General features: G+C 63.2%; 22 protein-coding genes. 12 read left to right on the forward strand and 10 right to left on the reverse strand.

The genetic code is table 11. The annotated features are described in order from the left end of the window. The first annotated feature begins 245 nt into the window (after positions 1–245). A complete protein-coding gene (locus FEV51_RS06255; protein WP_138617020.1) occupies positions 246–956 on the forward strand; it encodes a hypothetical protein in 711 nt (236 codons plus the stop codon). A gap of 9 nt (positions 957–965) precedes the next feature. On the opposite strand, the gene astD is transcribed toward FEV51_RS06255, so the two are convergent. Continuing rightward, positions 966–2,381, reverse strand: coding sequence for a succinylglutamate-semialdehyde dehydrogenase (gene astD / locus FEV51_RS06260; RefSeq protein ID WP_246034463.1), 1,416 nt, complete (start codon positions 2,379–2,381; stop codon positions 966–968). Between the two features lie 318 nt (positions 2,382–2,699). On the opposite strand from astD, the gene FEV51_RS06265 reads away from it, so the two are divergent. Both FEV51_RS06265 and FEV51_RS06270 read left to right on the forward strand, forming a co-directional pair. Further along, positions 2,700–5,303, forward strand: a complete 2,604-nt coding sequence (locus FEV51_RS06265; RefSeq protein ID WP_138617024.1) for a YadA-like family protein — start codon at positions 2,700–2,702, stop codon at positions 5,301–5,303. Between the two features lie 46 nt (positions 5,304–5,349). Next, positions 5,350–5,862, forward strand: a complete 513-nt coding sequence (locus FEV51_RS06270; protein WP_138617025.1) for a hypothetical protein — start codon at positions 5,350–5,352, stop codon at positions 5,860–5,862. Position 5,863: 1 nt separating this feature from the next. On the opposite strand, the gene FEV51_RS06275 is transcribed toward FEV51_RS06270, so the two are convergent. Then, positions 5,864–7,261 carry a protein adenylyltransferase SelO family protein gene (locus FEV51_RS06275; protein WP_138617027.1) on the reverse strand — a complete coding sequence of 466 codons (1,398 nt, stop codon included), beginning with the start codon at positions 7,259–7,261 and terminating at the stop codon, positions 5,864–5,866. A 79-nt stretch (positions 7,262–7,340) separates the two neighbouring features. Here FEV51_RS06275 and FEV51_RS06280 point away from each other — a divergent pair, with 79 nt between their 5' ends. The 5 genes from FEV51_RS06280 to FEV51_RS06300 all read left to right on the forward strand — a co-directional run bounded on the left by FEV51_RS06280 (position 7,341) and on the right by FEV51_RS06300 (position 13,060). Continuing rightward, positions 7,341–8,207 (forward strand): alpha/beta fold hydrolase, encoded by an 867-nt coding sequence (locus FEV51_RS06280; protein ID WP_138617029.1) that lies wholly within the window; start codon positions 7,341–7,343, stop codon positions 8,205–8,207. Continuing rightward, positions 8,204–9,337 (forward strand): glycosyltransferase family 4 protein, encoded by a 1,134-nt coding sequence (locus FEV51_RS06285; RefSeq protein ID WP_138617031.1) that lies wholly within the window; start codon positions 8,204–8,206, stop codon positions 9,335–9,337. Before FEV51_RS06280 ends, FEV51_RS06285 begins: the two co-directional genes overlap by 4 nt. A 130-nt stretch (positions 9,338–9,467) precedes the next feature. Further along, the gene (locus FEV51_RS06290; protein WP_138617033.1) at positions 9,468–10,268 is read left to right on the forward strand and encodes a tetratricopeptide repeat protein; all 801 of its coding nucleotides are present in this window, start codon (positions 9,468–9,470) and stop codon (positions 10,266–10,268) included. Between the two features lie 38 nt (positions 10,269–10,306). Then, entirely contained in the window at positions 10,307–11,653 is a 1,347-nt protein-coding gene (locus FEV51_RS06295; protein ID WP_425466602.1) for an outer membrane protein assembly factor BamB family protein, read from the forward strand. A 51-nt stretch (positions 11,654–11,704) separates the two neighbouring features. Beyond that, complete coding sequence (locus tag FEV51_RS06300; RefSeq protein WP_138617037.1) at positions 11,705–13,060, forward strand: methyltransferase family protein; 1,356 nt, start codon at positions 11,705–11,707, stop codon at positions 13,058–13,060. Between the two features lie 3 nt (positions 13,061–13,063). On the opposite strand, the gene FEV51_RS06305 is transcribed toward FEV51_RS06300, so the two are convergent. The 3 genes from FEV51_RS06305 to FEV51_RS06315 are packed head-to-tail and all read right to left on the reverse strand — an operon-like array spanning position 13,064 to position 15,547. Beyond that, positions 13,064–13,363: a putative quinol monooxygenase gene (locus FEV51_RS06305; RefSeq protein ID WP_138617039.1), complete on the reverse strand. Its 300-nt coding sequence runs from the start codon at positions 13,361–13,363 to the stop codon at positions 13,064–13,066. Between the two features lie 13 nt (positions 13,364–13,376). After that, positions 13,377–14,747, reverse strand: coding sequence for a glutamate--cysteine ligase (locus FEV51_RS06310; protein ID WP_138617041.1), 1,371 nt, complete (start codon positions 14,745–14,747; stop codon positions 13,377–13,379). A 41-nt stretch (positions 14,748–14,788) separates the two neighbouring features. Continuing rightward, positions 14,789–15,547 carry a 16S rRNA (uracil(1498)-N(3))-methyltransferase gene (locus tag FEV51_RS06315; protein WP_138617043.1) on the reverse strand — a complete coding sequence of 253 codons (759 nt, stop codon included), beginning with the start codon at positions 15,545–15,547 and terminating at the stop codon, positions 14,789–14,791. Between the two features lie 39 nt (positions 15,548–15,586). Between FEV51_RS06315 and ubiA the strand changes: the two genes are divergently transcribed. Genes ubiA through FEV51_RS06330 form a run of 3 tightly spaced genes read left to right on the forward strand, consistent with a single transcriptional unit; the run spans position 15,587 to position 17,412 of the window. Next, the gene (ubiA, locus tag FEV51_RS06320) at positions 15,587–16,489 is read left to right on the forward strand and encodes a 4-hydroxybenzoate octaprenyltransferase (protein WP_138617045.1); all 903 of its coding nucleotides are present in this window, start codon (positions 15,587–15,589) and stop codon (positions 16,487–16,489) included. 43 nt (positions 16,490–16,532) lie between these two features. Continuing rightward, positions 16,533–16,868: an ArsR/SmtB family transcription factor gene (locus FEV51_RS06325; protein WP_138617047.1), complete on the forward strand. Its 336-nt coding sequence runs from the start codon at positions 16,533–16,535 to the stop codon at positions 16,866–16,868. Further along, complete coding sequence (locus FEV51_RS06330; protein ID WP_171033055.1) at positions 16,861–17,412, forward strand: SRPBCC family protein; 552 nt, start codon at positions 16,861–16,863, stop codon at positions 17,410–17,412. Before FEV51_RS06325 ends, FEV51_RS06330 begins: the two co-directional genes overlap by 8 nt. 29 nt (positions 17,413–17,441) lie before the next feature. On the opposite strand, the gene FEV51_RS06335 is transcribed toward FEV51_RS06330, so the two are convergent. Further along, on the reverse strand, positions 17,442–17,816 hold the full coding sequence (locus FEV51_RS06335; RefSeq protein WP_138617051.1) for a VOC family protein: 375 nt from the start codon (positions 17,814–17,816) through the stop codon (positions 17,442–17,444). A 127-nt stretch (positions 17,817–17,943) separates the two neighbouring features. Here FEV51_RS06335 and soxR point away from each other — a divergent pair, with 127 nt between their 5' ends. Next, positions 17,944–18,381 (forward strand): redox-sensitive transcriptional activator SoxR, encoded by a 438-nt coding sequence (soxR, locus tag FEV51_RS06340; protein ID WP_138617053.1) that lies wholly within the window; start codon positions 17,944–17,946, stop codon positions 18,379–18,381. Here soxR and FEV51_RS06345 read toward each other — a convergent pair. From FEV51_RS06345 to chrA, 4 genes are all read right to left on the reverse strand, one after another. Next, positions 18,378–18,905, reverse strand: coding sequence for a SixA phosphatase family protein (locus FEV51_RS06345; protein ID WP_138617055.1), 528 nt, complete (start codon positions 18,903–18,905; stop codon positions 18,378–18,380). The two genes, soxR and FEV51_RS06345, sit on opposite strands and share 4 nt — an antisense overlap. Before the next feature lie 21 nt (positions 18,906–18,926). After that, positions 18,927–19,754 (reverse strand): sterol desaturase family protein, encoded by an 828-nt coding sequence (locus tag FEV51_RS06350; protein ID WP_138617057.1) that lies wholly within the window; start codon positions 19,752–19,754, stop codon positions 18,927–18,929. A gap of 64 nt (positions 19,755–19,818) precedes the next feature. Then, positions 19,819–22,602, reverse strand: a complete 2,784-nt coding sequence (locus FEV51_RS06355; RefSeq protein ID WP_138617059.1) for an ATP-dependent DNA helicase — start codon at positions 22,600–22,602, stop codon at positions 19,819–19,821. A 262-nt stretch (positions 22,603–22,864) separates the two neighbouring features. Then, positions 22,865–24,241, reverse strand: a complete 1,377-nt coding sequence (chrA, locus tag FEV51_RS06360) for a chromate efflux transporter (protein ID WP_138617061.1) — start codon at positions 24,239–24,241, stop codon at positions 22,865–22,867. Between the last annotated feature and the right edge of the window lie 370 nt (positions 24,242–24,611).

Raw genomic sequence — 24,611 nt, forward strand, 5'->3', positions numbered from 1 at the left:
GACGCCAGTCCCGCGATGGTCAGTTTATTGTCTACGGCCGGGCCCACCCCTGGTCGCAGCGCGGCTTCCACCGAGCCGTGAAGGGCGCCGTCTGTCCCGCACCCGCGGGCGGGCGGCGCCCTATTTCGTGGCCCCATTGCAATCATCGCCGCCAATGTCCCGAAATGATGCAGCAATGCGCCCGGGGTGGTAATGCGGGGGAGGTTTGGGCACTTGGCGTCCACATGAACTCCCGGAGAACACCGATGAAACTGCGCTTTGCTGCCTGTATTGCCCCGATTGTCCTGCTCGCCGCCTGCGGAGACAAGGCCGATGACACCGGCACTGACGAGGCGATGGACCCCGCCAGCGAGCAAGCGCTCAATGCCGATCTGATGACCGATCCGGATATGGCGGGCAGCAACGAAGCGGGCGCAGCGCTGTCGGGCGGCGGCAATGGCGCGATCCCCAAGATCGACAGTTCACCCCGAGCGATCGAGGCGGCGCGCAGCCGGGCGGTAGAGCTGGTGGGCGGCGTCGATTCGCTGCGTCCCGCGCCGGCGCCCAGGACGCTCGCGGCCGATGCCCCGGACAGCCCGGCAATGATCCGTGCGGCGCAGACCGCCGTAACGCCGGGCGGGGCCAATTGCGCCGACGATGTCACCTATACCTCGGCATGGGCGGCCAAGCTGCCGGGTGCATTCCCGGTCTATCCGCGCGGCAATACGCAGGAGGCAGCGGGCACTGATAAGGGCGATTGCGCGCTGCGGATTGTTACATTCCGCACGCCTGTGGCGCTGGATGATGTGATGGCGTTCTACAACACCCGCGCCAAGACAGCGGGTTACAGCGTCGAGCATGTCAAGAAAGGCGGCGACAATGTTCTGAGCGGCGTCAAAGGCGATTCCGCCTATGTCGTTTACAGCCGGACATTGTCAGGCGGCGTGACCGAGGTTGACCTGGTCACCACCGACTGACGGAACGGATCAGTTGTCCGCCAGCCCGACCCCGATGCTGGCGCGTGGCTGTTCCATTTCCGTGCTGGCCACCGGATAGGCGCAATAATCGGCGGCGTAGAAAGCCGCTGGACGATGGTTGCCCGACAGCCCGACCCCGCCAAATGGAGCAGCCGATGACGCGCCATTGGTCGGGCGGTTCCAATTGACGATTCCGGCGCGAATCTCATTCCAGAACATTTCGAAATCCTGCGGTCCGCCGCCGATCAGCGATGCTGACAAGCCGTAACGCGTGGCGTTGGCTTCAGTGATTGCCTCGTTGAAATCGGCAACGCGGATGACCTGCAACAGCGGGCCGAACAGTTCGATATCGGGGCGCTCGTGAATATCGGTGGCGTCCAGTATCGCGGGAGATAGGAACGGCAGGTTCTCGTCCGGGCGCTTCATATGCATCAGCGGGCGGCCGCCGCGCTTCATCAATTCGACAAAACTTTCCGACAACAGATCGGCTGTGGCGTTGTCGATCACCGGACCCATGAAGGGCTGCGGATCGGCAAAGGGTTCGCCCACGATCAGCCGTTCTGCCAGCAGTTTCACCGCCGGCACAATCTGGTCATACATCGCATCGGTGACGATCAACCGGCGCGCGGCGGTGCAGCGCTGACCAGCGGAGGTGAAGGCTGACTGGATTATAGTGACCGCTGCATCCTCGATCTTGGGCGTGTCGATCACGACGATGGGATTGTTGCCGCCCATTTCCAGCGCCACGATCTTGCCCGGATCGGTAGCCAGTTTGCGGTTGATGGCAATGCCCGCGCGGGCGGAGCCGGTGAACAGCACACCATCGACCATCCAGCTTTCGACCAGCGCCTGACCCTGAGCGATTCCGCCTTGCAGGCATTGGATCACACCCTCGGGCACGCCCGCTGCGTGGAAACATTTGACCAGGAATTCACCGGTGGCCGGTGTCTTCTCGCTTGGCTTGAAGATCACGACATTGCCCGCGATCAGCGCGGGGACGATGTGGCCATTGGGCAGATGCGCCGGAAAGTTATAAGGCCCAAGCACGGCCATCACGCCATGCGGTTTGTGCCGCAATGCGGCGGTGCCTTGCAGCGCGCTGCTCAGTTTCTTGCGCCCGGTGCGTTCGGCATAGGCGGTGATCGAAATCTCGACCTTGCCGACGACAGCCTCGACCTCGGTGCGGGCTTCCCACAGGGGTTTGCCGGTTTCGCGGGCGATCAGTTCGGCGAAGGGTTCCGCCTGCTTGCGCACTTCATTGGCGAAGCGCCGCAGCAATTCCATACGCTGGCCCAGCGGCTGGCTGGCCCACTCGCGCATCGCCTGACGTGCGCGCTCGATCGCCTGATCGGCATCGCCCACGGGGGCACGCCAGAATTCCTTGCCAGTTGCCGGTTCGATAGAGACCAGTTCGTTGTCAGCCACGGCTTGCATTCACCTCGGATTATCGTTGCGTTTCGGGATTCTAAGTAATTAACGCGATTTCACAATTTGCGCTTTCGACCGGAGAACTTGTCTGTTATCAAGCTGCCGATCCGCAGGCCGCTGGCTTGTGGTCGGTAATGCACGATGGGTCAATTCGTGTTTCGGGAGAGGAAGGCCAATAGGCCGCTTTTTGGTTCAACTTCCAAGATTGCTCGGCATTCATGGTGAACCCTCCTGGTATTCGAGTCGCAAAATTTTGTTCCGGCGCAATTGTGCCGGTCGAACGGGGCACTTGCCTCAAAAGAGGATACAGGATCGATGAAAAAGAATTTCAGCAAACTTGCCGGTTATTCAATCGGCGCATCGGCGATGGCAATGGCCTTCGCGATGAGCGCAACCCCCGCCGCAGCGCAGGCCTGCCTGCTCGACAGCGATGGCGATGGTATGGTCACCGTGGGTGTTGATGGCACCGAAGGTGCGACGACCGATCCGGGTGAAAACGCGCTCGCTTGCGGTCCCAACGCAACGGCGACTGGTGTGGATTCCACCGCAGTTGGTCCCGATAGCTCGGCAACCGGCGACGGCAGCACCGCTGTCGGTGTCGCAACCAGCGCATTTGGCACTGCCGGTTCGGCTGTGGGCGCAGGATCGCAGGCTGGGAACTTCGGTTCAGCGTTTGGCGTGAATTCGTCGGCTGTAGGCGGCCAGGATATCGCCATCGGTCAGAGCGCATTGTCGAGCGCTGTTGGCGCCACGGCAGTTGGCGTTTTCTCCGAAGCTAGCGCCTTCACCGCAACCGCAATCGGCGCTGTTTCGACCGCGTCGGGTGTTCAGTCCACCGCGGTAGGCCCGTTCTCGACTGCAACCGGTTTCAATTCAGCGGCCTTCGGTGTCGGCTCTCAGGCTCTCGCTGACGGCGCCTTGGCTGCTGGTGGTGGTTCACTGGCTGCTGGCCTGCGTTCTACCGCGTATGGTCAGAGCGCATCGGCACTGGGCGATTTCAGCTCGGCAATGGGCAATGGCGCCACCGCTGCAGCATTTGGCTCACTCGCATCGGGCACCATTTCGCTCGCATCGGGCGTCACCTCGTCGGCTTATGGCTTCAATGCCCAGGCGACCGGCGATGATGCCGTAGCTATCGGCGAATCGGCTGTCTCCAGCGGCACCAACTCGACTTCGGTCGGTTCGGAAAGCCAGGCAACGCAGCCCGGAACATCGGCCTTCGGTTGGCAGTCTGCTGCGACTGGTGAACGGGCAACTGCGCTCGGCCATCTGTCTGCAGCATCGGGCACCCGCTCGACTGCGGTAGGCGAAGATTCCGAAGCATCGGGTGAGTATTCCACCGCGATCGGCAATCAGTCTGAAGCCTCGGGCGATTTCTCCTTCGCAGGCGGCACATTTGCCAATGCCACCGAAACGCGCACCACTGCGCTGGGCGTATCGGCTTTTGCCACGGCCAATTCGGCAACGGCAGTCGGCGATCGCTCAACAGCTAGCGGTGGTCTTTCGACCGCAATTGGCGAACGTTCGGTTGCCGCTGGCCGGATGTCCACTGCCCTTGGTTCCGCTGCAGAAGCCAACGGTCCGTTCACCACATCAATCGGTGGCCAGTCGGAAGCGCGTGGCCGCTTCGGCACCGCAGTCGGTGCGTTCTCGTCAGCACTTGGCGTACGTTCGGTTGCCGTTGGTCCAAATGCGATTGCTCGCGGTGTGGCCTCAACGGCTATCGGCACCAATGCTGAAGCCCGCGCATTCGATTCGGTAGCGATCGGCAACAGTGCGGTTACGACGGGCAACCGTTCGACCGCAGTCGGTTCGCAAAGCGTCGCCACGATGCTTGCAGCATCGGCATTCGGTTGGCAGGCCATGGCAACCGGCGAACGCGCAACGGCGCTTGGCCACCTTGCCACAGCTCAGGGCGAACGTTCGCTGGCAGTCGGTGAGAACGCCGATGCGCAGACCGAATTCTCGACCGCTATCGGTAACGAATCGATTGCCAATGGCATCGATGCGCTGGCGATCGGTGACACGGCGATGGCAATGGGCAATTCGACCACTGCTGTTGGCGGCGAATCGGTAGCTACCGGACCGGGTGCCACATCGTTTGGTTGGCAGTCTGCCGCTAACGAACGCGCAACGGCGCTGGGCCATCTGGCTCAGGCAACCGGCGTGCGTTCGGTGGCAATTGGTGAAGCTGCGGCAGCTTCGGGCTTCCAGGCGATTGCAATCGGCGATGGCGCAACCGCCACTGGCGACGGTGCGGTAGCTCTGGGTGCGACAGCAGCAGCTGGCAACGCCCGTGCAACTGCGGTTGGCTTCGGTGCAACTACCACTCGCGATGACCAGGTTGTCCTGGGCGGCACGGGTAGCTCGGTCACCATCGGTGATCTCGCTGCCAGCACCGCTGCGCAGACCGGCGATATCTTCTTCGCCACGGTCGATACCGGCGGCACGTTGGGTCAGGGCGTCAATGTTGCGACGCTGGCAACCAGCGCCAATCTGGCTGCGACCAATGCCAATGTGGCAACCAACACGGGTAACATCGCAGCGAACCGCGCTCTGATTAACACCAACACCACCAACATTGCCGGTAACACTGCTGCGATCACTTCGCTGCAGTCGCTGACGGCGAACCAGTCCTCGCAGATCAGCCAGCTGTTTGGTGAAACTGCGGTGAACCGGATCGCTATCGACCGGGCCAATGAAGGCGTCGCGATGGCACTGGCGATGGAATCGCCGATGCTGCCGGCTGGTACCAACTTCGGCCTTTCGGGCGGCGTTGGTTACTTCGCCAATCAGGGTGCCGGTACGATTGCCATGTCGGCCCGTGTCGGTGAGAACGCAGCGTTCTCGGCCGGTGTCGGTATCGGTTTCGACAGCGGTGAAGTCGGTGCACGTGGTGGCTTCCAGGTAGCCTGGTAAACCGCTACACGCAGATCCCATGAACAGGATCGCACAACCTAAAAAGATGCCGGGGCTTCGTGCCCCGGCATTTTTTATCGCCCCGGCACTGCTTGCCGCAATCGCCTCACCGGCCATTGCCCAACAGGCACCGCCGCAGCCCACCGTACAGGCACCGCCTTCGCTGCGGCCCACGCCCAGCCAGATCGAATTGTCGAAGATGATCTGGTCCACCGTGGCCGCTGTCGATCACGCCAATCGGTCGGGCAATTATTCGGTCTTGCGCGATATTTCCGCGCAGGGCTTCCAGATCAACAACAATGCAGCCCAGCTGGCTCAAGTCTTTTCCGGACTGCGCAGTCTGAACGTGGATCTGGGCAACGCCTTGCTGGTCCCGCCCACATTCACCACTGCGCCAACCATGATACGCGAGGATATATTCCGCGTGCAGGGGTTGTTCCAATTGCGCCCGATTGCAATCGGCTTCGACCTGTATTTCCAGTGGGAACAGGGCCGGTGGAAGCTGTTCGGCGTCGATCTCCAGCCGCTGCAAATGGCGACTGAGGCCCCGACGCGCTAAATCAGACGTGTCCAGCCGGTGTTGGCGGGGCGCCATGCGCCTCGCCCATCCGGCGGATATTGGCGATCTTCGTCTCCAGCACGCTCCAGTCGTCGCGCTCGGCGATGGCTTCCCAGATCGCTTCGACTTCCTCCAGCAGCATCGTCTGCGGCGTATCACTGCGCCAATATTCATGCGCCGAATCGACAGCGTCATAGTCTGCAAACGCATGGCCCAACGCGCCATCGGCTGCCCGCCCGCCGCGATGCCGGAAGAAGAATGCATCGGGCGTCTCGTCGCTGTCCCGCAGCACTGCCTCGCACGCCCCGACCAGCGCCGTATCCGCCTCCAGGCCGCGACTTTCCAGACCCAGACGCCAGCACCAGCGCCGCCCGATTGCAGCCATGTAAAGCGGTCCGAATCGCTCCATCGCGGCGAGCAGTGGCGGCGCATCTGCCAGTGCGCGCAGAGCCACGGCCAATTGTCCGCAATTCCAGTGCAGCGCTTCGGGCTGGCGGCCAAAGGCATAGAGGCCCGAATGGTCGAAATAGGCGGCGGTAAAGCTCTGGTCCCAGCGCGGCAGCCAGCGCCACGGACCATAATCGAAGCTTTCGCCGCTGATATTCATATTGTCGGTGTTGAGCACGCCGTGGACGAAGCCGGCAACCATCCAGCTGGCGGCCAGATCGGCCATTCGTTCGACCACCTGATGCATCAGCTGCACCGCAGGTTCATCACGCCCCGGCGCATCGGCGGGTGGCGGAGGGCCGGGGAATTGCGCCAGGCAATACTCCACCAGCGCGGCCATATTGTCTGTCTGCTCAAGCGCCAGCAGACGCTGGAAAGTGCCAATGCGGATATGTCCGTGGCTCAGCCGCGTCATTACGGCAGAGCGGGTGGGGGAGGGTTCATCCCCGCGCCACAGCTGCTCCCCGGTTTCCACCACACAGAATGTCCGCGAGGTATAAACGCCCAGCGCCTCCAGCATTTCAGTCGCCAGAATTTCGCGCACCGCGCCTTTCAGCGTCAGCCGCCCGTCGCCCTCACGGCTCCACGGGGTCTGCCCCGATCCCTTGGTGCCCAGATCCATCAGGCGGCCTCCGCCATCACGCATTTGCCCAAACAGGAAGCCGCGTCCGTCGCCGATCTCGGGATTGTACACGCGGAACTGGTGGCCGTGATACCGCAGCGCAAGCGGCTGGGGGAGATTATCGGGTAGCGGCACAAACCGCCCGAAATGCGCGGTCCATTGCGCGTCGTCCAATGTCTCCAGCCCGACACTGGCCGCTGCACGGTAATTGCGAAAGCGCAGCTTGGTCTCGGGGAAATCACCCGCCGCGACCGGATCGCCCAGCCATTCGGCCAGCGCGGTGATCGGGTTGTCGGGGCGATAGCGGACGGGCGTGGGGGCAATCTGCATTGGAGGACAGTGCGGGCTTGTCACCGCATCCGCAAGCGAAGGCTCGAAATCCGTTGCATAACCGGCTAGCGGAGGATTTATGGACACTGCCTATACTGACCGCAGCTGGCAAAGCGCCGACGGTCTCACCCTCCATTTTCGCGATTATCCGGGCAGCGGGGAATTGCCGCCGGTGGTCTGCCTGCACGGGCTGACCCGCAATGGCCGCGATTTTGAGGTGCTGGCTGACTATATCGCCAATCAGGGCCGCCGCGTGCTGGTCCCCGATATGCGCGGGCGCGGGAAAAGCGAATATGCCAGCGACAGCGATACGTATGCGGTGCCAGCCTATGTCGGCGATGTGATTGCGCTGTTGGCGCAGGAGGGGATCGACCGGTTCGTTTCAATCGGCACGTCGATGGGCGGATTGATGACAATGGTGATGGCGCAGCTGCTGCCGGGCCGGATTGCGGGCGCGCTGCTGAACGATATCGGGCCGGTGCTGGAAACCGCCGGGATCGATGCGATCAAGGGCTATCTGGGGCAGGGGCGCAGCTTCCCCAGCTGGATGCACGCCGCGCGCGAATTACAGGAATTGCACGGCGCATCGCACCCCGGCTTCACGATCGAGGACTGGATCAAGATGGCCAAGCGCGGGCTGACCCTGTGCAGCAATGGGCGGATCGCCTTCGATTACGATATGCGTATCGCCGAACCCTTCGCCAAGCTTGATGATGCGGCGGTCCCTCCCGATCTGTGGCCTGCCTTTGCGGCCTTGGCCGAACAGCCGCTGGTGCTGGTCCGCGGAGAGATTTCCGCGCTGTTTTCCGCTGACACCTTCGCTGAAATGCAGCGCCGCGCGCCGGACGCCATCGCGGTGACCGTGCCGCAAGTGGGCCACGCGCCTACGCTGGACGAGCCGGAGGTTCTGACCGCAATCGACACACTGCTGACCCGCACAGCATGAATTTGCTGCCGCCGCACGTCCTGCATCTGCACTCAACCTTCGCGCCGGGCGGGAAGGAATTGCGCACGGTGCAGCTGATCAATGCCTTTGGCGCGAAGCTGCGGCATACGATCATTTCGGCAGAGCCTGACCAGCTGGGCGCGGCGGAGCGGATTGCCAGGGGCATTCGCGTGTCTGTCCAGCCGGACTTTCCCGCGCTTAAGGGCGCGCCGCTGCCGGGGCGGTTGCAGCACATTGCGCGCGCGATGAAGCCCTATGATCTGGTGTGCACATACAATTGGGGCGCGATGGATGCGGTGATGGCGCACACGCTGTTCAAGGATCTGCACACGCTGCCGCCGCTAATCCACCACGAGGACGGATTTGACGAAAGCGAGCTGGAGAAGCGCAAGACCACGCGCACCTGGTATCGCCGGATCGCGCTGGGCAAATCCGCTGGTCTGGTGGTGCCGTCCGAAGTGCTGGAGGGCATCGCGCTGACCGAATGGCAGCAGCCCATCGGGCGGGTGAAGCGCATCCCCAATGGCATTGACACCAAGGCTTTCGCCATGCGCCCCAAGCCCGGCGCATTGCGGGTGATCAAGCGACCCGGCGAGATGTGGGTGGGCACGCTGGCGGGCCTGCGCACGGTCAAGAACCTGCCCCGGCTGGTGCGCGTGTGCGCTGGTCTGGCGGAAAACTGGCATCTGGTGATTTTGGGTGAAGGCCCGGCGCGCGGCGCGATCGAGGCCGAGATTGACCGGCTGGAAATCAACCACCGCGTCCATTTGCCCGGCGCAGTTGCCGACCCGTCGCGCGTGGTCGGGCTGTTCGATATTTTCGCGCTGTCGAGCGATTCGGAGCAATTTCCGCTCTCGGTGGTCGAAGCGATGGCGGCGGGCCTGCCGGTGGTGGCCCCTGATGTGGGCGATCTGGCCGATATGGTGTCCGATCCCAACCGCGAATTCATCACGCCGCGCGGTGACGAGGGCGAGCTGGAGCTGGCGCTGACTCAACTCGCCGTCGACAAACAGCTGCGCGAAAGCGTGGGGCAGGCCAACCGTGCCAAGGCGCGGGCGCAGTTCGATCAGGACAAGATGATTGCCACCTACCGCCGTCTGTACGCCAGCGCGATGGGCCGCGAGCTGTGACCTGTTTCATCGCGCGTTCACGCGAGCGGGGACAGGCAGGGGGCCAATCCCAGCAAAGCATTGCCCTTGGCAGACGCCTTGCCTAAAGACCCGCGCATCTGATCGACCCAATATCTGGAGCCCGCCCGCAGTGGCCCGCACACCCACCACCGAACTATCCCGCGAAGAAAAGCGCGCCAAGCGCGATGCTGCAGAAGCCGATGTGCTGCTGCGCGAAGTCGATGAAGCTGTCCGTCAGGGCGATTTCGAAGCTTTCGTCAGCCGCTGGGGCAAGCCGATCATTGGCCTGGTGCTGCTGATCCTGGCTGCATTTGGCGCCTATCTGTATTGGCAGAACCAGCAGGAAGCCGCGCTGGAACGTGATTCCGAAGCGCTGGTGGCCGGGCTCGACAGTGTGCAGGCGGGCAATCTCAACGATGGCTATGAAAAGCTGGGGCCGCTTGCCGATTCCGGCAAGGGCGCAGCCCGTGCCGCCGCGCGGATGATGCGCGCAGGCATTGCGCTGGAACAGGGCCGCCGCGAAGAAGCGGCCAAGCTGTTCGGCACCGTTGCCGCCGATACGGACACACCCGCCGAACTGCGCGATCTGGCGCGGCTGCGCGAAATCACGATCAATTATGACAGCATGGACAAGGCCAAGGTTGTCGCCGCGCTGAAGCCGCTGGCGATTCCGGGCAAAGCCTATTTCGGCAGCGCGGGCGAATTGCTTGGCCATGCCTATCTCGATCTGAACAAGAAGGCCGAGGCAGGCGCGATCTTTGCGCAGGTTGCCAAGGACGACAACGCGCCCGAAAGCCTGCGCTCACGCGCGCGGCAGATGGCCGGAGTGCTGGGTGTCGACGCCATCGAGGATGTCGACCAGCTGCTGGAACAACAAGGTGTCGTACGCGAACTGGCGGATGGCGAAGGCGCCGCCGCTCCCACAGAATGACGGCCCTCAAGCGGGCGGACAACGGACGGAAACCGATGATGCGAGTGGATGCGAAACCCCTGATGCGCGGTGCGCTGTTATTGGCGCTGGCGACCAGCCTGAGCGCGTGCGCCGGCGGCCTGTTCGGCAAGGCCGACAAGAAAGACACCCCCACGATTGGTGATCGCGAACCGATCCTGTCGCGCATTGGGACCGGCGCAATTGTCGATCCCTCGCTGGCGACCGTTACAGTGGTGCTGCCCCCCGCACAGGCGAACACCGGCTGGACGCAGGCAGGCGGCAATGCAGGCAAATCCTATGGGCACCTCGCATTGGCGGGCAATCCGACCCGAATTTTCACTGCACAGATTGCAGGCGGCACTGACCGGCGGCGGCTGGCAGCTGCGCCCGTTATCAGCGGCGGCATGATGTATGCAATGGGCGCCGACGGCCAGCTTGAAGCTTTCGATGCGAACACTGGCGCGCGCCGGTGGAGCTATGCCGCGGATCTGAGCAGCGATCTGCGCCCCTCGGCCTTTGGCGGCGGCGTGTCGGTTTCGGGCGACACCGCCTATGCCACCAATGGCGGCGGCGATGTGATGGCGCTGGATGCAGCGACCGGAGCGCTCAAGTGGAAAGTGCGCCCCTCGGGCCCGCTGCGCGGCTCGCCAACGATATCGTTTGGTTCAGTCTTCGTGATGACACAAGACAACCAGATCTTCGCGCTGAGCGGTGCCGATGGCAGCACGCAGTGGCAGGAATCGGGTTCCTCGACGCAGGCCGGCGTGTTTGGCGTGGCCGCTCCGGCGGCGGCACAGGGCACGGTGATTGCCGGTTACAGCTCAGGCGAACTGATTGCCTATCGCTATGAAAATGGCCGCACGCTGTGGGCCGATGCGCTGGCGAAGACGTCGATCTCGACCGCGGTTGGCTCGCTGACCGATATCGATGCCGATCCGATCATTGATCAGGGCCGCGTTTACGCGCTGGGTCAGGGCGGCCGGATGGCGGCCTATGAGCTGGTCACCGGACAACGCATCTGGGAACTCAATCTGGCGGGTATTTCTACTCCGGCGGTGGCGGGCGAATGGCTCTTCACGCTGACCGACGATGCCCGTCTGCTCGCCATTGCGCGCACGACCGGCAAGGTGCGCTGGCTGACCCAGCTGCCGCAATACCGCAAGGAAGAAGACAAGAAGGACCCTATCTATTGGCAGGGTCCGGTGCTGGCAGGCGACAATCTGTGGACGGTCAATTCGCTGGGCCAGGTTTACCGCATCAGTGTGGGTGAGGGTTCGGCCAGCCTGTTTACCGAGCTGGACGAGGCGATCAGCCTGCCGCCGGTGGTGGCGAACAACACGCTGTATATCCTCGATGACGCCGGCCGGATCAGCGCCTTCCGCTAAAGCGGAGATTTTGATCACCGGTTAACCATCTTTGCGATATAGGCTGGAGCCATGACCAAACCGGATGGCTTCCCGGCTGCTCTGCCGAAGAGCGATATTTCATCCGCTGTCGGCTTTGTCGGTCTGGCGGCGCTGATACTGTGGGTGGCCATCGCCCGCTATTGGGCAGTGGTGGCCGAGACACTGGGCATTGCGGGTCCGCGCCTGCCGATGGATGGCCCCCATGCGGCGATTGCCGGGGTTTTGGTGGTCGCACTGCCAATGGTGCTGTGGTCGGTGTTTGTCGACAAGGTGCATCTGAACGCCACAACCGGAATCGACTGGTCGCTTAAACGCAGCAGGCAGCAATTGCGCGGTGTCACCTGGCCCAAAATATTGGGGCTGTGGATCACCTGGGCAATGCTGGCCGTCTATTTCTGCCTGTGCCGGTGGTATTGGGATGGCAATTACATCTTCGCGGTAAAGTTGCTCGCCATTTCAGCTGTAGCGATGGCGGTTTTGTGTGTGCCGTATACCATGTGGCTCGACCGCAAGATGATCGAGCCGCGCGATCATGCCTGGCATTTCGGGGCCATGCTCCTCCGCCGCGAAGGCTGGGAAATGCGCGAAGTCAAAAAGCACTGGCGCGCATGGATGATCAAGGCGTTCTTCGGCGCTTTCATGCTGTCGATCGTGCCAGGTAATTTCGCCAATGTCGTCCGCGCTGACCTGACAGAATTCGGCAGCAATCCGGTGTCGTTCGCAGTGACGATGATCAATTTGCTGTTCCTGATCGATGTGATGGTCGGCACGGTCGGCTATATCGTAACATTCCGCCCGCTCGACGCGCATATTCGCAGCGGCAATCCTTTCGTTGCGGGCTGGGTGGCGGCGCTGATTTGCTATCCGCCGCTGGTGTGGGGCGTGATCGGCAATGGCATGGTGCTCAGTTACGAACATGCCATTGCGCCGTGGCATGATTGGCTGGAGGGCAGCCAACCGTTGCTCTGGGCCTGGGCTGGCCTGCTGGTGTTCCTGACTGCTGTGTACGCCTGGGCAACCTTTGCGTTCGGGCTGCGGTTTTCCAACCTCACCTATCGCGGCGTCGTTACCAACGGGCCGTACCGCTTCACGCGCCATCCGGCCTATGTTTCGAAGAACCTGTTCTGGTGGTTTGGCGGTCTCCCGTTCCTGGTGACCAATGGCAATCCTGTGGACGCAATCCGCAACGCGGTCTTCCTGCTGGTGGTCAACGGCATCTATTACTGGCGCGCGCGGACCGAGGAAGCGCATCTGCTGGCCGAGGATCCCAAATACCGCGAATATTACGACTGGATGGGGCAGCACGGCCTGATCACTGCGCCGCTGACCCGGCTGGCGCTCCGTCTGCGGCCAACAGGTGAAATGATCAGCCAGCCTGCGGAATAGCGCTTACAGCGCTTTGCCCTCATCGGTTTTGTACAGCACCAGATTGCGCTCGGTCACGCCGATCTGCGTGGTAACTTTCTGCCAGTCGGCCATGTGCGGCGCGGTAAAGTGGGCTTTCAGCGCCGCCATATCCCGCCACGCCTCCGCCACATGCATGATGCCTGCATCCAGCGTGTCGATGGCATAAGCGTAGCGGATGCAGCCGTTTTCGGCGCGGGATGCTTCGATCATAGCGGTCATCTCGTCACGGAATCTGTCGAGGCTGCCCGGCGCAATACGCACGGTTCCGGCAATCACAATCATTGCTGCTCTCCTGTCAGAAACTCAGGTCATAGACGCGTTTGATATCGCCGTCCCAATCGCCGCCAAACCGGTCAAGCAGGACCTGCGCGGGCACCTTGCCGCTTTTGACGATTTCTTCGAGCGGTTCGAGAAAGCCGGTTTCATTGTCGCCCGCGCTGTTCAACCGCCCGCGCGCGGCCAGCCCCTGCCGCGCGATGGCCATCACCTCGCCCGCGATATTGCGCAGCGTACCGCCGCCGGGGATGGGGGCATCCAGTCCCAGTTTCGGCACCGCATCGCGCAGAGCCTCGCGTTCTTCCATCGTCCAGTTCTTGACCAGATCCCAGGCCGCATCCAGCGCGCCCTGATCATACAGCAGCCCGACCCAGAAGGCGGGGAGCGCGCAGATGCGGTTCCACGGCCCGCCATCGGCCCCGCGCATTTCGAGGAAGCTTTTCAGCCGCACTTCGGGGAAGGCGGTCGACAAATGGTCCCACCAATCGCTCTCACGCGGTTTTTCGCCGAGCAGGGCGGGCAGCTTGCCTTCCAGAAAATCGCGGAAGCTCATCCCCGCCGCATCGATATATTTGCCGTCGCGGAAGACGAAATACATCGGCACGTCGAGCATGTAATCGACATAGGCCTCGTAGCCGAAGCCGTCTTCGAACACGAAGGGCAGCATTCCGGTGCGGTGCGGATCGGTGTCCGACCAGATATGGCTGCGGTATGACAGGAAGCCGTTCGGCTTGCCTTCGGTAAAGGGCGAATTTGCAAACAGCGCAGTGGCGAGCGGTTGCAGCGCCAGCCCGGTGCGGAATTTCTGCGCCATGTCGGCTTCGGAGGAATAGTCGAGATTGACCTGGATGGTGCAGGTGCGCAGCATCATGTCGAGACCCAGCGTGCCCACGCGCGGCATATGCCGCATCATGATTTCATAGCGGCCCTTGGGCATCACCGGCAGTTCTGCGCGTGTCTTGTCGGGCCACATGCCAAGGCCAAGGAAGCCGACGCCCAGCTTCTCGCCAACCTGTTTCACCTGCGCCAGATGCCGCCCGGTTTCCGCGCAGGTTTCGTGCAAATTCTCCAGCGGCGCGCCCGACAGTTCCAGCTGTCCTGCGGGTTCCAGACTGACAGTGCCGTCATCGCCGCGCATGGCGATGACCTTGCCGCCTTCTTTAACCGGCTCCCACCCGAACTCTCTCAGCGCCATCAGAATGTCGCGGATGCCGCCTTTTTCGTCATAGGACGGCGCCTTGAAACTGTTGCGGCAATAGACCAGCTTTTCATGCTCGGTCCCGATCCGCCAGGCGGATACGGGCTTCTCACCCTGTTGCATCGGGGCGACCAGCTGGTCGCGGCTTTCGATGACGGGCTCTTCGGCCCCCGATGCTTCGCGTGTGCTCATGCCGCCCGCGATAGGCAACGCATACATAGCGCGCCAGACAATTATTCTTGGGCGTCCTGCCAGTCGCCCGCCGTACCCATCCACAGCGCAGTCGCGGCCAGCGCCGCAGTTTCGCCGCGCAGGATACGCGGCCCAAGGGTAATGGCGCGCGCCGCAGGATGCGCGCGGATCGCGGCACGCTCGGCATCGTCGAAGCCGCCTTCAGGCCCGATCAACAGCGCCGCGGGGCCACTGGCCTGTGCAAAGGCGGCGGCAGCGGGCTCTCCGCCCAGTTCGTCAGCAAAGAACAGCGTGCGTTCTGCGGGCCATTCCGCCAGCAGCGCCGCCAGCTTCACCGGCGCGGCAAGACCGGGCAGTGCAGTGCGGGCGCATTGCTCAGCAGCCTCGGTAACAATGGCGCGCGCGCGGTCTGCATTGAGCTTGTCGGCGACGCAGCGGCGGGTGATCACCGGATGCACCGCGCTAACTCCCAGCTCGGTCGCCTTTTCCAGCACGAGGTCGAAACGGTCTTTCTTGAGCAGGGCCGGGCACAGCCAGAAATCGGGCACCGCCTCACGCCCGCGCAGCAGCGTAGTCGGCTCCAGCGTGACATGACGCTTGGCGACTTCTGTAACCTCAGCCGCCCATTCGCCGGTCACATCGTCACACAGGATAACCACCGCGCCAATCCCCACGCGCATCACCTTGGTCAGGTAATGCGCCGGATTGCCCTCCACCCGGACAGGCGCGCCGAGCGCCAGCGGCGTCTCGACAAACAGGCGCGGTGCGCTTTTCGGGGGCCAGGCGGGGGTGGCGGGCATGGCTTCCCACTTGGCGATACGGCGGATAGGAAGCAAGCCATGACAGACACCATCGTCCCCGACAGCGAACATCGCGGCATCGTCGCGCGCTTGCCCCAGCTGCCGCGCGATCTGGCGCAGCTGGCGCGGTTTGACCGGCCGATTGGCTGGTGGCTGCTGTTCTGGCCTTGCGTATGGGGCGTATGGCTGGCGGGTGCGGGATGGCAGGTCGCGCTGCTCGGCTGGCTGCTGCTGGGCAGTATCGCGATGCGCGGGGCCGGGTGCGTATATAACGACATCGTCGATGCCGATCTTGACCGTAAAGTCGCGCGCACGGCTGCGCGTCCGGTGGCCAGTGGGCGGGTGCCCAAGACACTGGCGTGGGGCTGGCTGGGACTGCTGTGCCTGATCGGGCTGGTGGTGCTGTTACAATTGCGGCCACTGGCGCAGATCGTCGCGCTGGCGAGTGTGGCACTGGTGGCGGCTTATCCGTTTATGAAACGGATCACATGGTGGCCGCAGGCGTGGCTGGGGCTGGTGTTCACCTGGGGGTTGCTGGTTGGCTGGACGCAATTGCGCAGCGACAATTGGGATGCGCTGGCGGCGATGTATGCGGGCGCGGCGCTGTGGGTGATAGGCTATGACACGATCTACGCGCTGCAGGACCGCGAGGACGATGCGCTGGTCGGTATCCGCTCCAGCGCGCTGCGGCTGGGCGAGGGCGTAAAGCGCGGCGTGGCGCTGTTTTATCTGGGCGCGGTTGCCCTGTGGGCGCTGGCATTCTGGCTTTATCGCGCGGACTGGATTGCGCTGCTGGCGCTGGCCCCGGCGGCGGCGCATCTGGCGTGGCAGGTGGTGACACTGGACCCCGCCGATCCCGACAATCCGCTCGCCCGCTTCCGCGCCAATCGCTGGACCGGCGCGCTGGTCGCGGCGGCGTGCTTCGTGGTGGGCAACGCCTGAAGCTGTATTGATATGCAACCATCTGGTTGCATATAGCAATGGCATGACCGATATCTTCTACGCGCTCGCCGACCCCACCCGCCGCGAATTGCTCGACCGGATGTTCGGGGCAGGCGGCCTGACGTTGACGCAATTGTGCGAGGATTTGCCGATGTCCCGGCAAGCGGTGGCGAAGCATCTCGCCGTGCTCGAAGCTGCGGAGCTTGTTGCCGTGCGATGGCGCGGGCGGTCAAAGCATCATTACCTCAATCCCGTACCGCTGGCCAAGATCGTCCACCGCTGGGTCGGCAAGTTCGAAGACGTGCGGATCGAGGCGCTGGCGGGCTTTGCCGAAGACATCGAAAACCGTGATCAGGACAAGGAGAAACGCCGTGCCTGAAGCCGAGACAACACGTAGCGACACAGGGCAGCAGTCTGCGCCGGATTTCGTCTATGCCATCTTCATACGCGCCGATATCGACACCGTATGGAACGCGTTGACCGATGGAGAACTGACCAGACGGTATTGGGGGCATACCAACGATTCCAGTTGGCAGGCGGGCGTCCCGTGGGAGCATGTGCGTAGCGATGGTGACGGCAAGGTCGATATACGGGGGCGAGTCGTTGCGATGGACCCGCCCCGGCGCATGGTATGGAGCTGGGCGTCACCGGCAGATTACGACCGGCCCGAAAAACGCTCGCTGGTGACGTATGAGCTGATTGCACTCGGCCCGGATACCAAGCTGACTGTAACGCACAGCGATCTGGAGCCCGGATCGAAGATGGATAAGGGCGTCCGCGAAGGGTGGCCCGGTGTGCTGTCGAACCTCAAGACCCTGCTGGAAACGGGCGAGGTGCTGCGTGAGGAGCAATGGCCCGCACCCGATCAGGTCGATCCCGACGCGGCGCATCCCCCTGCCGGTGGGCACGATCAGGCCAGTTGAAGCGGAATGGCGGTTCGCGGAAAATCGGCTCATTCATAGCTGACCACCTCGAATTCGATGCCGTCCCAGTCGAAGAAATAGAAGCTGCGCGGGCCGGGATCGTATTGGCCTTCGCTGAAGGGTTTGAGGCCCGCAGCACTAACCACCTGCCTGGCGGCGTCCAGGTCGGCGACGGACAGGCCGACATGGTTGAGCGGTGCGCCTTTTGCGTAGCCGCCTTTCGCCGTGTCATTGGTGTAAATCGCCAGATAGCTGTCATCGCTGCCGACATGGATGGTGCGCCCGCCAAATTGCGATGGCCCGCTCCAGCGTTCGTGCCAGCCCAGCAGATCGCGAAACAGCGCGGCGCTGCGATCAGCGTCGGATACGGTGATATTGACGTGCTCGATTTGTCCGGTGGCCATGGGCATTTCCTCAGCTGTGCGGTTGCCGGGATGTCGCTCCGGCGGGTCCGCGGTTGGTCGATGCCCACACTCATGCAACCTCAAGCTTGGTTGAGGTCAAGCTTTGAAAATGCTATCAGTGTGATCGATGAAAGCGAACGATCCCCTGCCAATCGGCGAACTTGCCCGGCGCACCGGGCTGACGGTGTCGGCAATCCGGTTTTACGAGGACAAGGGGCTGGTCGAAAGCTGGCGGACATCGGGCAATCAGCGGCGCTTTTTCCGCAGCGATATTCGCCGTCTCAGCTTTATCCTCATTGCCCAGCGACTGGGGCTGTCACTGACCCAAGTCGAACAGGCGCTGGCGGGGCTGCCGCAGGGGCGCACGCCCAATGCCAGCGACTGGGAGGCGATCAGCGGGCAAATCCGCGTCAGACTGGATGCGCAGATCGCCAGTCTGGAAAAGCTGCGCGACAATCTGGATGGGTGTATCGGCTGCGGGTGCCTCAGCCTGAAAAGCTGTGCGCTGTACAACCGTGACGACGCGGCCGCATCGGGCGGCAGCGGGCCGAGCGTTTTGCGTTAAAATTCGGGTCCCAGGTCGGGATCGATATCGCGCGGGCGGGCGAAATGGACCAGCTTGCCGCATTCGGAATCAAGCTGTGACCAATCGTCAATGGCCAGCTCGAACACGGCGAAGGCGGCGGTGGGAAATTTCACTTTCGCCTCGTCAAACAGCGCGTCTTCATGTTCGGGGGACACCAGTTCCAGCACCATGTCGCCCAGTCCCGGATTGTGGCCGGCGATCAGCACTGCGTCGGCGTCACCAGCCTGCTCTCGGATCACATCCATGATGGTGTCCGTCCCGGCCAGATACAGCCGTTCTTCCCAATGCGGCGCGAGATCGGGCAGCGCCTGTTCCAGCGTGATCCGCACGCGCTGGGCCGGGCTGGCGTACAGCGCGTCCCACTTCACCCCGTGCTCGCGAATATGCTCGCCAATCAGCCGCGCGCCGCGGCAGCCGCGATCATTCAATCCGCGATCGAAATCGCGTTTGTCGCTGGTGCCCCAGTCGGATTTCGCATGGCGCAGGAGGCCGAGCAGCTTCATCGGCGCCGAGCCGCAGCGTGATCAGGCAAATCCGCCTCCGGTGACTTTATCGCGCGCACGCCGCAGCGGCTGCGCAACTGCGCGGAAGCGTTCCTTGTACTGCGGATGCTCGGTCCCCATCCAGCGGTCCCACCAGGTGAAATACAGCCCGAAATTGTAATTGAACGTGCTGTGATGCAAATCGTGGTGGGTGGTGGTGTTGATCCAGCCGACCCATTTGTTGTCGACCCAGCCTGCGGGCATGATCTCGACCCCGGCATGGCCCATCACATTGCGGATGATCTGGAACCAGATGAAGATCAGGATTGCCATGCCGATGTAGGGAATGCCCAGCAGGCTGGTGACGAGCAGGAACAGCGGTACGAAAGCGGCTTCGGTAATCGCTTCCCAGACCGAGAAGCTGTAGGCAGTAAACGGTGTGGGCGTGCGTGATTTGTGGTGATGCAGATGGGTCGCCTGATACAGCGCGCGCGTGTGCAGCCCGCGATGCATCCAGTAGAAATAGGCGTCGTGCACCACGATCATCGCGGCCGCCTGCACAGCCAGGACTGCGGGCGAGAAGCTGTCGAAATGGAAGCGGATAATGCCTGCCTCGCGCAGGAACAGTGTCGCCAGCGTGGTGATACCGAAGAAGAACACGGTGCGCACCGATGAGGTAATCTCGCGCGCGTAATCGCCCTTGGAGGCGCGGCGCTGCTGGATCCGGCGGAGATCGGCCCAGCCTTTGAATATGAAGATGACCGCGAACATCGCCGCCGCTGTCACCGCATAACGGAACAGGTCGAAATACATCACGCGCATGATGTGATCGGCGATCACTTCCATTATTGCCGGTTCGCTTGCGCTCATTGTCGCTACCTTCCACCGCTCCTGATGCATCGTGTTGCGGTTTTTCGCAATCACCGACTTGGCGCTAATTGGCTTGGCGGGCTTTCGGTTCGCTTGACCCGGTCACGTCCGCCGCGCTGGCATCCTGTTCCTGCCCAATCCCAGCCGCGACCCGTTCCAGCGCCTCGTCAAGTGTCAGCCGTGCCACCGGCGTGCCTTCGGGAAAGGCGGAGAGCAGGCGGCTGGGGAAGGCGGAGGACAGGACGATAAAGTGGCCCGCATCATCGCGCGTGCGGATCAGCCGCCCGAACGCCTGTGCCAGACGGGCGCGGATGATGCGGTCGTCATATTTCTGCGCGCCACCCTTTTCCAGATTGGCAGCAGCGGCGGCGCGGCGGGCGCGGTGCAGGATGGTGGGGCGGGGCCAGGGCACGCTTTCCATCACCACGCAGCGCAGCGATCGTCCGGGCACATCCACCCCGTCACGCAATGCATCGGTGCCCAGCAGGCTGGCGCGCGGATCATCGCGGAAAATGTCGGTCAGCGTCCCGGTGTCGATCGGATCGACATGCTGGGCATAGAGCGGCAGGCCCGTGCGGGCGAGCCGGTCGGCAATCCGGCCATGCACTGCACGCATCCGGCGGATCGCGGTGAACAGGCCCAGTACGCCGCCGTCCGACGCCTCGATCAGCCGCGCAAAGGCTCCGCTCAGTGCCGGAATATCGCCGCGCGCGATATCGGTCACGATCAGCACTTCGGCGCGGCGCGGATAGTCAAACGGGCTGTCGGCCTGCACGGTCGCAGGCACCAGTTCCAGATGCGCCGTGCCTGCGCGTTCCATCGCGCCTTGCCAGTCGGTGCCGCTGTCGTCGCGGTCGGTCAGAGTGGCGCTGGTCAGCATCACGCCATGCGCGGGTTCCAGCACGGTCTTGGCAAACGGCTTCATCGGGTCGAGCCAGTGGCGGTGCACGCCGATATCAAATTCGCGCGCGTCATTGCGGTCCACAGCCAGCCAGTCAACGAATTCCGGGTCCGCCGGTCCGCCCAGCCGCCCCAGCAGCGCCTCCCACGCGGCCAGCAGGTCGATCCGCCAGGCCAGCGAATGGCGCGCGCCTTCGATCCGTGCGCGGCCCTGTCCGTCCAGCCAGTCGGGCGCGTCTTCCAGCACTGCCTCCAGCCGGGCGGACAGCTTCATCAGCGGCGCGCGGATCGCCGCCAGCGCCTGGGCCGCAATGCCCGCCGCCTCGACCAGTTCGCCGGGCAATTGCGCGGTTTCGGTCTCGATGCCGTAGCCAGCTTCCTGCCTGCCGCTTTCATCGCGCGCATAGGTCGCGGCGCGCACCTGCGCGAGTAGCGCCTCCACCGGCCCGGCAGGCATCCCCTCGGCCAGCCGCGCCAGCCAGCCGTCAGAGGGCAATTCCTGCGCCGCCTCCACCGCAGCGGCAACCGCTTCGCCGCCCGCCTCGTCATAGCTGGCGACATCCGCCAGCCGCGCAGCCAGGCCCCGGCGGCGGCCACGATTGGTGCGTTCGGGGCCGACGATCCAGCGGCGCAGCTCGATTGCCTCGGCCCCGGTCAGCGCGGCGGAGAAGGTAGAATCTGCGGCATCGAAAACGTGGTGTCCCTCATCAAACACGATCCGCGTCGGGCGGCTGGCCGGGTCGCGCCCGCGTGCGGCATTGACCATCACCAGCGCATGGTTGGCGATCACCAGATCGGCCTGCGCTGCGGCGCGGGCGCTGCGTTCGATGAAGCATTTGCGGTAATGCGGGCACCCGGCATAAACGCACTCGCCGCGCTGGTCGGTCAGCGCCGCGATGCCGCGCTTGCGGAACAGCGTGCCCAGCCAGCCGGGCAGATCGCCGCCAATCATATCGCCATCCTGCGAAAAAGCGGCCCAGCGCGCCACCAGCTGCGCCAGAATCGCGGGCCGTCCGGCAAACCCGCCTTGCAGGGCATCTTCCAGATTGAGCAGGCAGAGGTAATTCTCGCGCCCCTTGCGCACCACCACCGGCGGCGAACCATCGGGGCGCACAGTGGGCCAGGCGCGTGCGGATTCGCGGCGCAATTGCCGCTGCAAATTCTTGGTGAAAGTGCTGACCCACACCGTGCCTCCCGAAAGGCCCGACCACAAGGAAGCGGGGGCGAGATAGCCCAGCGTCTTGCCGATCCCGGTCCCGGCCTGCGCCAGCAGGATATGCGGGCGTTTCTGGCGGTCGCGCGGGGCGAACACGCTGCCCGCGCTCTTTGCAAACATCCGCTGCCCTTCGCGCCGTTCGGCCCCGTCGCCGGTCAGCCATTGAAGCTGCGCTTCGATCTCGGGTTCCTCGATCACCACCTGCGCCGGCTGCGCGCGCTCGGGCGTTTCATCCCATTCGGGCAGGCGCGTAAACAGCCATTTCTCAGCGCGTTCCGGCTGGCGGATATGCGCGGACAGCACGCCCGCCCACGGCCAGCGCAGCCGCGCCAGCGATTGCAGCGCCGACCATGCCCCCTCGCGCTCGGCCCAATCTGCGCTGCCGCACATCGCGATCAACGCGCCCGCTGCCTGTTGCAGCAACAAGGGCACACCCGCATCGTCCGACGGTTCCTCCAGCCCCAGCGCATGCGCCAGCCCCTTGGGCGTGGGCACACAGAACCGCGCAGGGTGGATAAAGGCGTACAGCTCCAGTAGATCCAGCCCCGACAGATCGGGATAGCCCAGCCGGTTGGCCACCAGCGGCGCGTTGAGCATCAGCAGCGGCGTATCCGCCGCCGCCATCACCGCCTCACCCTTGGAACACCCCCGTGTGCCGCCCTGCGCATCGCGCAGCCAGGTCCCCGCATGGCTGGCATGAAGCGCAGGGAGGGAGAGAGGATTGGCAGACATTGCGCGTCGTTAGAACGGATACGGAACGTTGCCAATTGCCCGTGGCCAATATCCCCAGCAACCGCGCAATGCGGACATTACTGGCAAACTTAAGGTGGATATGGCGCGCATAGGAGGGGAATTTGGGATAGCTCCTACAGGTTGGTCTCAGCAGGCTTCTACGATTGTGAGAAGTGAAGCGTCCGGTTTTTGATGCCCGGATAAATTTGCTTAATGACCAGATGTGGGGTGGGTAGCTGACGAAGCGTCAGCGCTACCGGCGTCATGCTATCCACAGCGGAACAAGACCGTGCAGCATACCGGCGCCACCGCAACCCGCGATTACCATCAGCGCGCCAGCTTTGAACCGGTACATCGCTACCATCGCCGCGAGGGTTAGAAGAAGCGCGGGTAAGCTGACACTGCTGAGGATGGGAACATCGAAGCGGAAAGGCCCGGCGCGAAATTCGAAAACCTGTGCGAAGATGGTGTGGAGCGCAAACCACACCGCCAAGTTGAGCACCACTCCGACCACGGCAGCCGTAACCGCCGTCAGCGCGGAGGAAAGGGCCACGTTCCCCCTCATTCGCTCCGCGAAGGGGGCTCCGAGGAAGATCCAGAGAAAACAGGGGACGAACGTCACCCAGGTTGTGAGGAAAGCTGCCAGCGTTCCCGCGAGAAGCGGGTTCAGATCACCCGCGTTGCGAGCCGCACCCATGAAGCCGACGAACTGTGTGACCATGATGAGCGGGCCTGGGGTGGTTTCTGCCATTCCAAGCCCGTCCAGCATCTCTCCGGGCCGCAGCCACCCGTAGTTTTCCACTGCCTCTTGCGCGACATAGGCGAGAACCGCGTATGCTCCGCCGAATGTTACTACCGCCATCTTAGAAAAGAAGGTGGCGATCTCGGTGAAGACGCTGTCCGGCACCAGTATGAGCAGTGCGGCAACAGGCGCGAGCCACAGCACGAGGAACACCGCCGAGATCCGCAAACTCCATCCGAGCGACGGTCGAGCGTGATCGGGAATGTGGTCTCCCAGTGCCGTGTCCCGGTCGGCTACAGTCGTGCCCCCGAGGCTTCCGTGGCCGCCAGTCGCCTCGAAAGCCTTGAGGCCGCTTTTGCCCCCTAGATAGCCCACGATAGCGGCGACCGCGATGATGATCGGAAAAGGCACGGCAAGGGAGAAAATCGCGATGAAAGCGCCAGCAGCGATCACCCACATGGCCGGATTCCTGAGCGCCTTGCTGCCGATCCGGCGCACGGCCGCGAATACGATAGCTAGGACGGCAGCCTTGAGACCAAGAAACAGGGCTTCAATTGCGCCAAGATTGCCATAGAGGGCATAAAGCCACGACAGCACCATGATTGCGACAAAGCCCGGCAGCACGAAGAGGGTCCCGGCCACTATCCCGCCCTTCGTCTTGTGCAAGAGCCACCCGATGTAGGTGGCAAGCTGCTGCGCCTCGGGACCGGGCAGCAACATGCAGTAGTTGAGCGCATGCAGGAAGCGCTCTTCGCCGATCCACCTTTTCTCCTCGACAAGAATACGGTGCATCACAGCGATCTGACCCGCTGGTCCGCCGAACGAAAGAGCTGCGATACGCGCCCAGACATAGACCGCTTCACGGAAGGGGATGGTGTGAGATTCGGGAGGTGTCATCGCTGCCCCTTAACAGTCGCAGAAACGAATGTACGAAATTGGGTCGTTAGCGGGATGTCCTCTTTTAGAGATGATCTTCTAGATGTCCCACATTCCCCACACGCCAGCTTACCGCTCTTTTGCATGTTAATCACCCTGTCGAATGTCACTGAGCAAATCTTCCGGTCACATCGCTGACGGACGGGAAACGGCGACGTCGCATTCGCGCCTCCCAATGGGCCAACAAAACAATGTCCTACACTTTGAGCGGCCGTTAGGGTCGGGTGGTGAGAACTGATCGATCCCCCTGTCTCTACGACACCAGCGCCTACAGGCCGCGCGATGCGAAAAGTTACACAATTGGCTGGCAATTGGCAGGCAAGATATTGTT

Origin of the sequence: Qipengyuania marisflavi (assembly GCF_005884405.1) — a bacterium.
Taxonomy (GTDB): Bacteria; Pseudomonadota; Alphaproteobacteria; order Sphingomonadales; family Sphingomonadaceae; genus Qipengyuania; species Qipengyuania marisflavi.

Bases quoted from the DNA above. Each gene is read 5' to 3' on its own strand.
- ubiA (WP_138617045.1), top strand. From the start codon at position 15,587: ATGACAGACACCATCGTCCCCGACAGCGAACATCGCGGCATCGTCGCG.
- FEV51_RS06335 (WP_138617051.1), bottom strand. From the start codon at position 17,816: ATGGCCACCGGACAAATCGAGCACGTCAATATCACCGTATCCGACGCT.
- soxR (WP_138617053.1), top strand. From the start codon at position 17,944: ATGAAAGCGAACGATCCCCTGCCAATCGGCGAACTTGCCCGGCGCACC.
- chrA (WP_138617061.1), bottom strand. From the start codon at position 24,241: ATGACACCTCCCGAATCTCACACCATCCCCTTCCGTGAAGCGGTCTAT.
- FEV51_RS06355 (WP_138617059.1), bottom strand. From the start codon at position 22,602: ATGTCTGCCAATCCTCTCTCCCTCCCTGCGCTTCATGCCAGCCATGCG.
- FEV51_RS06285 (WP_138617031.1), top strand. From the start codon at position 8,204: ATGAATTTGCTGCCGCCGCACGTCCTGCATCTGCACTCAACCTTCGCG.
- FEV51_RS06265 (WP_138617024.1), top strand. From the start codon at position 2,700: ATGAAAAAGAATTTCAGCAAACTTGCCGGTTATTCAATCGGCGCATCG.
- FEV51_RS06275 (WP_138617027.1), bottom strand. From the start codon at position 7,261: ATGCAGATTGCCCCCACGCCCGTCCGCTATCGCCCCGACAACCCGATC.
- FEV51_RS06350 (WP_138617057.1), bottom strand. From the start codon at position 19,754: ATGAGCGCAAGCGAACCGGCAATAATGGAAGTGATCGCCGATCACATC.
- FEV51_RS06345 (WP_138617055.1), bottom strand. From the start codon at position 18,905: ATGAAGCTGCTCGGCCTCCTGCGCCATGCGAAATCCGACTGGGGCACC.
- FEV51_RS06325 (WP_138617047.1), top strand. From the start codon at position 16,533: ATGACCGATATCTTCTACGCGCTCGCCGACCCCACCCGCCGCGAATTG.
- FEV51_RS06295 (WP_425466602.1), top strand. From the start codon at position 10,307: ATGCGAGTGGATGCGAAACCCCTGATGCGCGGTGCGCTGTTATTGGCG.
- FEV51_RS06270 (WP_138617025.1), top strand. From the start codon at position 5,350: ATGCCGGGGCTTCGTGCCCCGGCATTTTTTATCGCCCCGGCACTGCTT.
- FEV51_RS06305 (WP_138617039.1), bottom strand. From the start codon at position 13,363: ATGATTGTGATTGCCGGAACCGTGCGTATTGCGCCGGGCAGCCTCGAC.
- FEV51_RS06300 (WP_138617037.1), top strand. From the start codon at position 11,705: ATGACCAAACCGGATGGCTTCCCGGCTGCTCTGCCGAAGAGCGATATT.
- FEV51_RS06280 (WP_138617029.1), top strand. From the start codon at position 7,341: ATGGACACTGCCTATACTGACCGCAGCTGGCAAAGCGCCGACGGTCTC.
- FEV51_RS06255 (WP_138617020.1), top strand. From the start codon at position 246: ATGAAACTGCGCTTTGCTGCCTGTATTGCCCCGATTGTCCTGCTCGCC.
- FEV51_RS06315 (WP_138617043.1), bottom strand. From the start codon at position 15,547: ATGCCCGCCACCCCCGCCTGGCCCCCGAAAAGCGCACCGCGCCTGTTT.
- FEV51_RS06310 (WP_138617041.1), bottom strand. From the start codon at position 14,747: ATGAGCACACGCGAAGCATCGGGGGCCGAAGAGCCCGTCATCGAAAGC.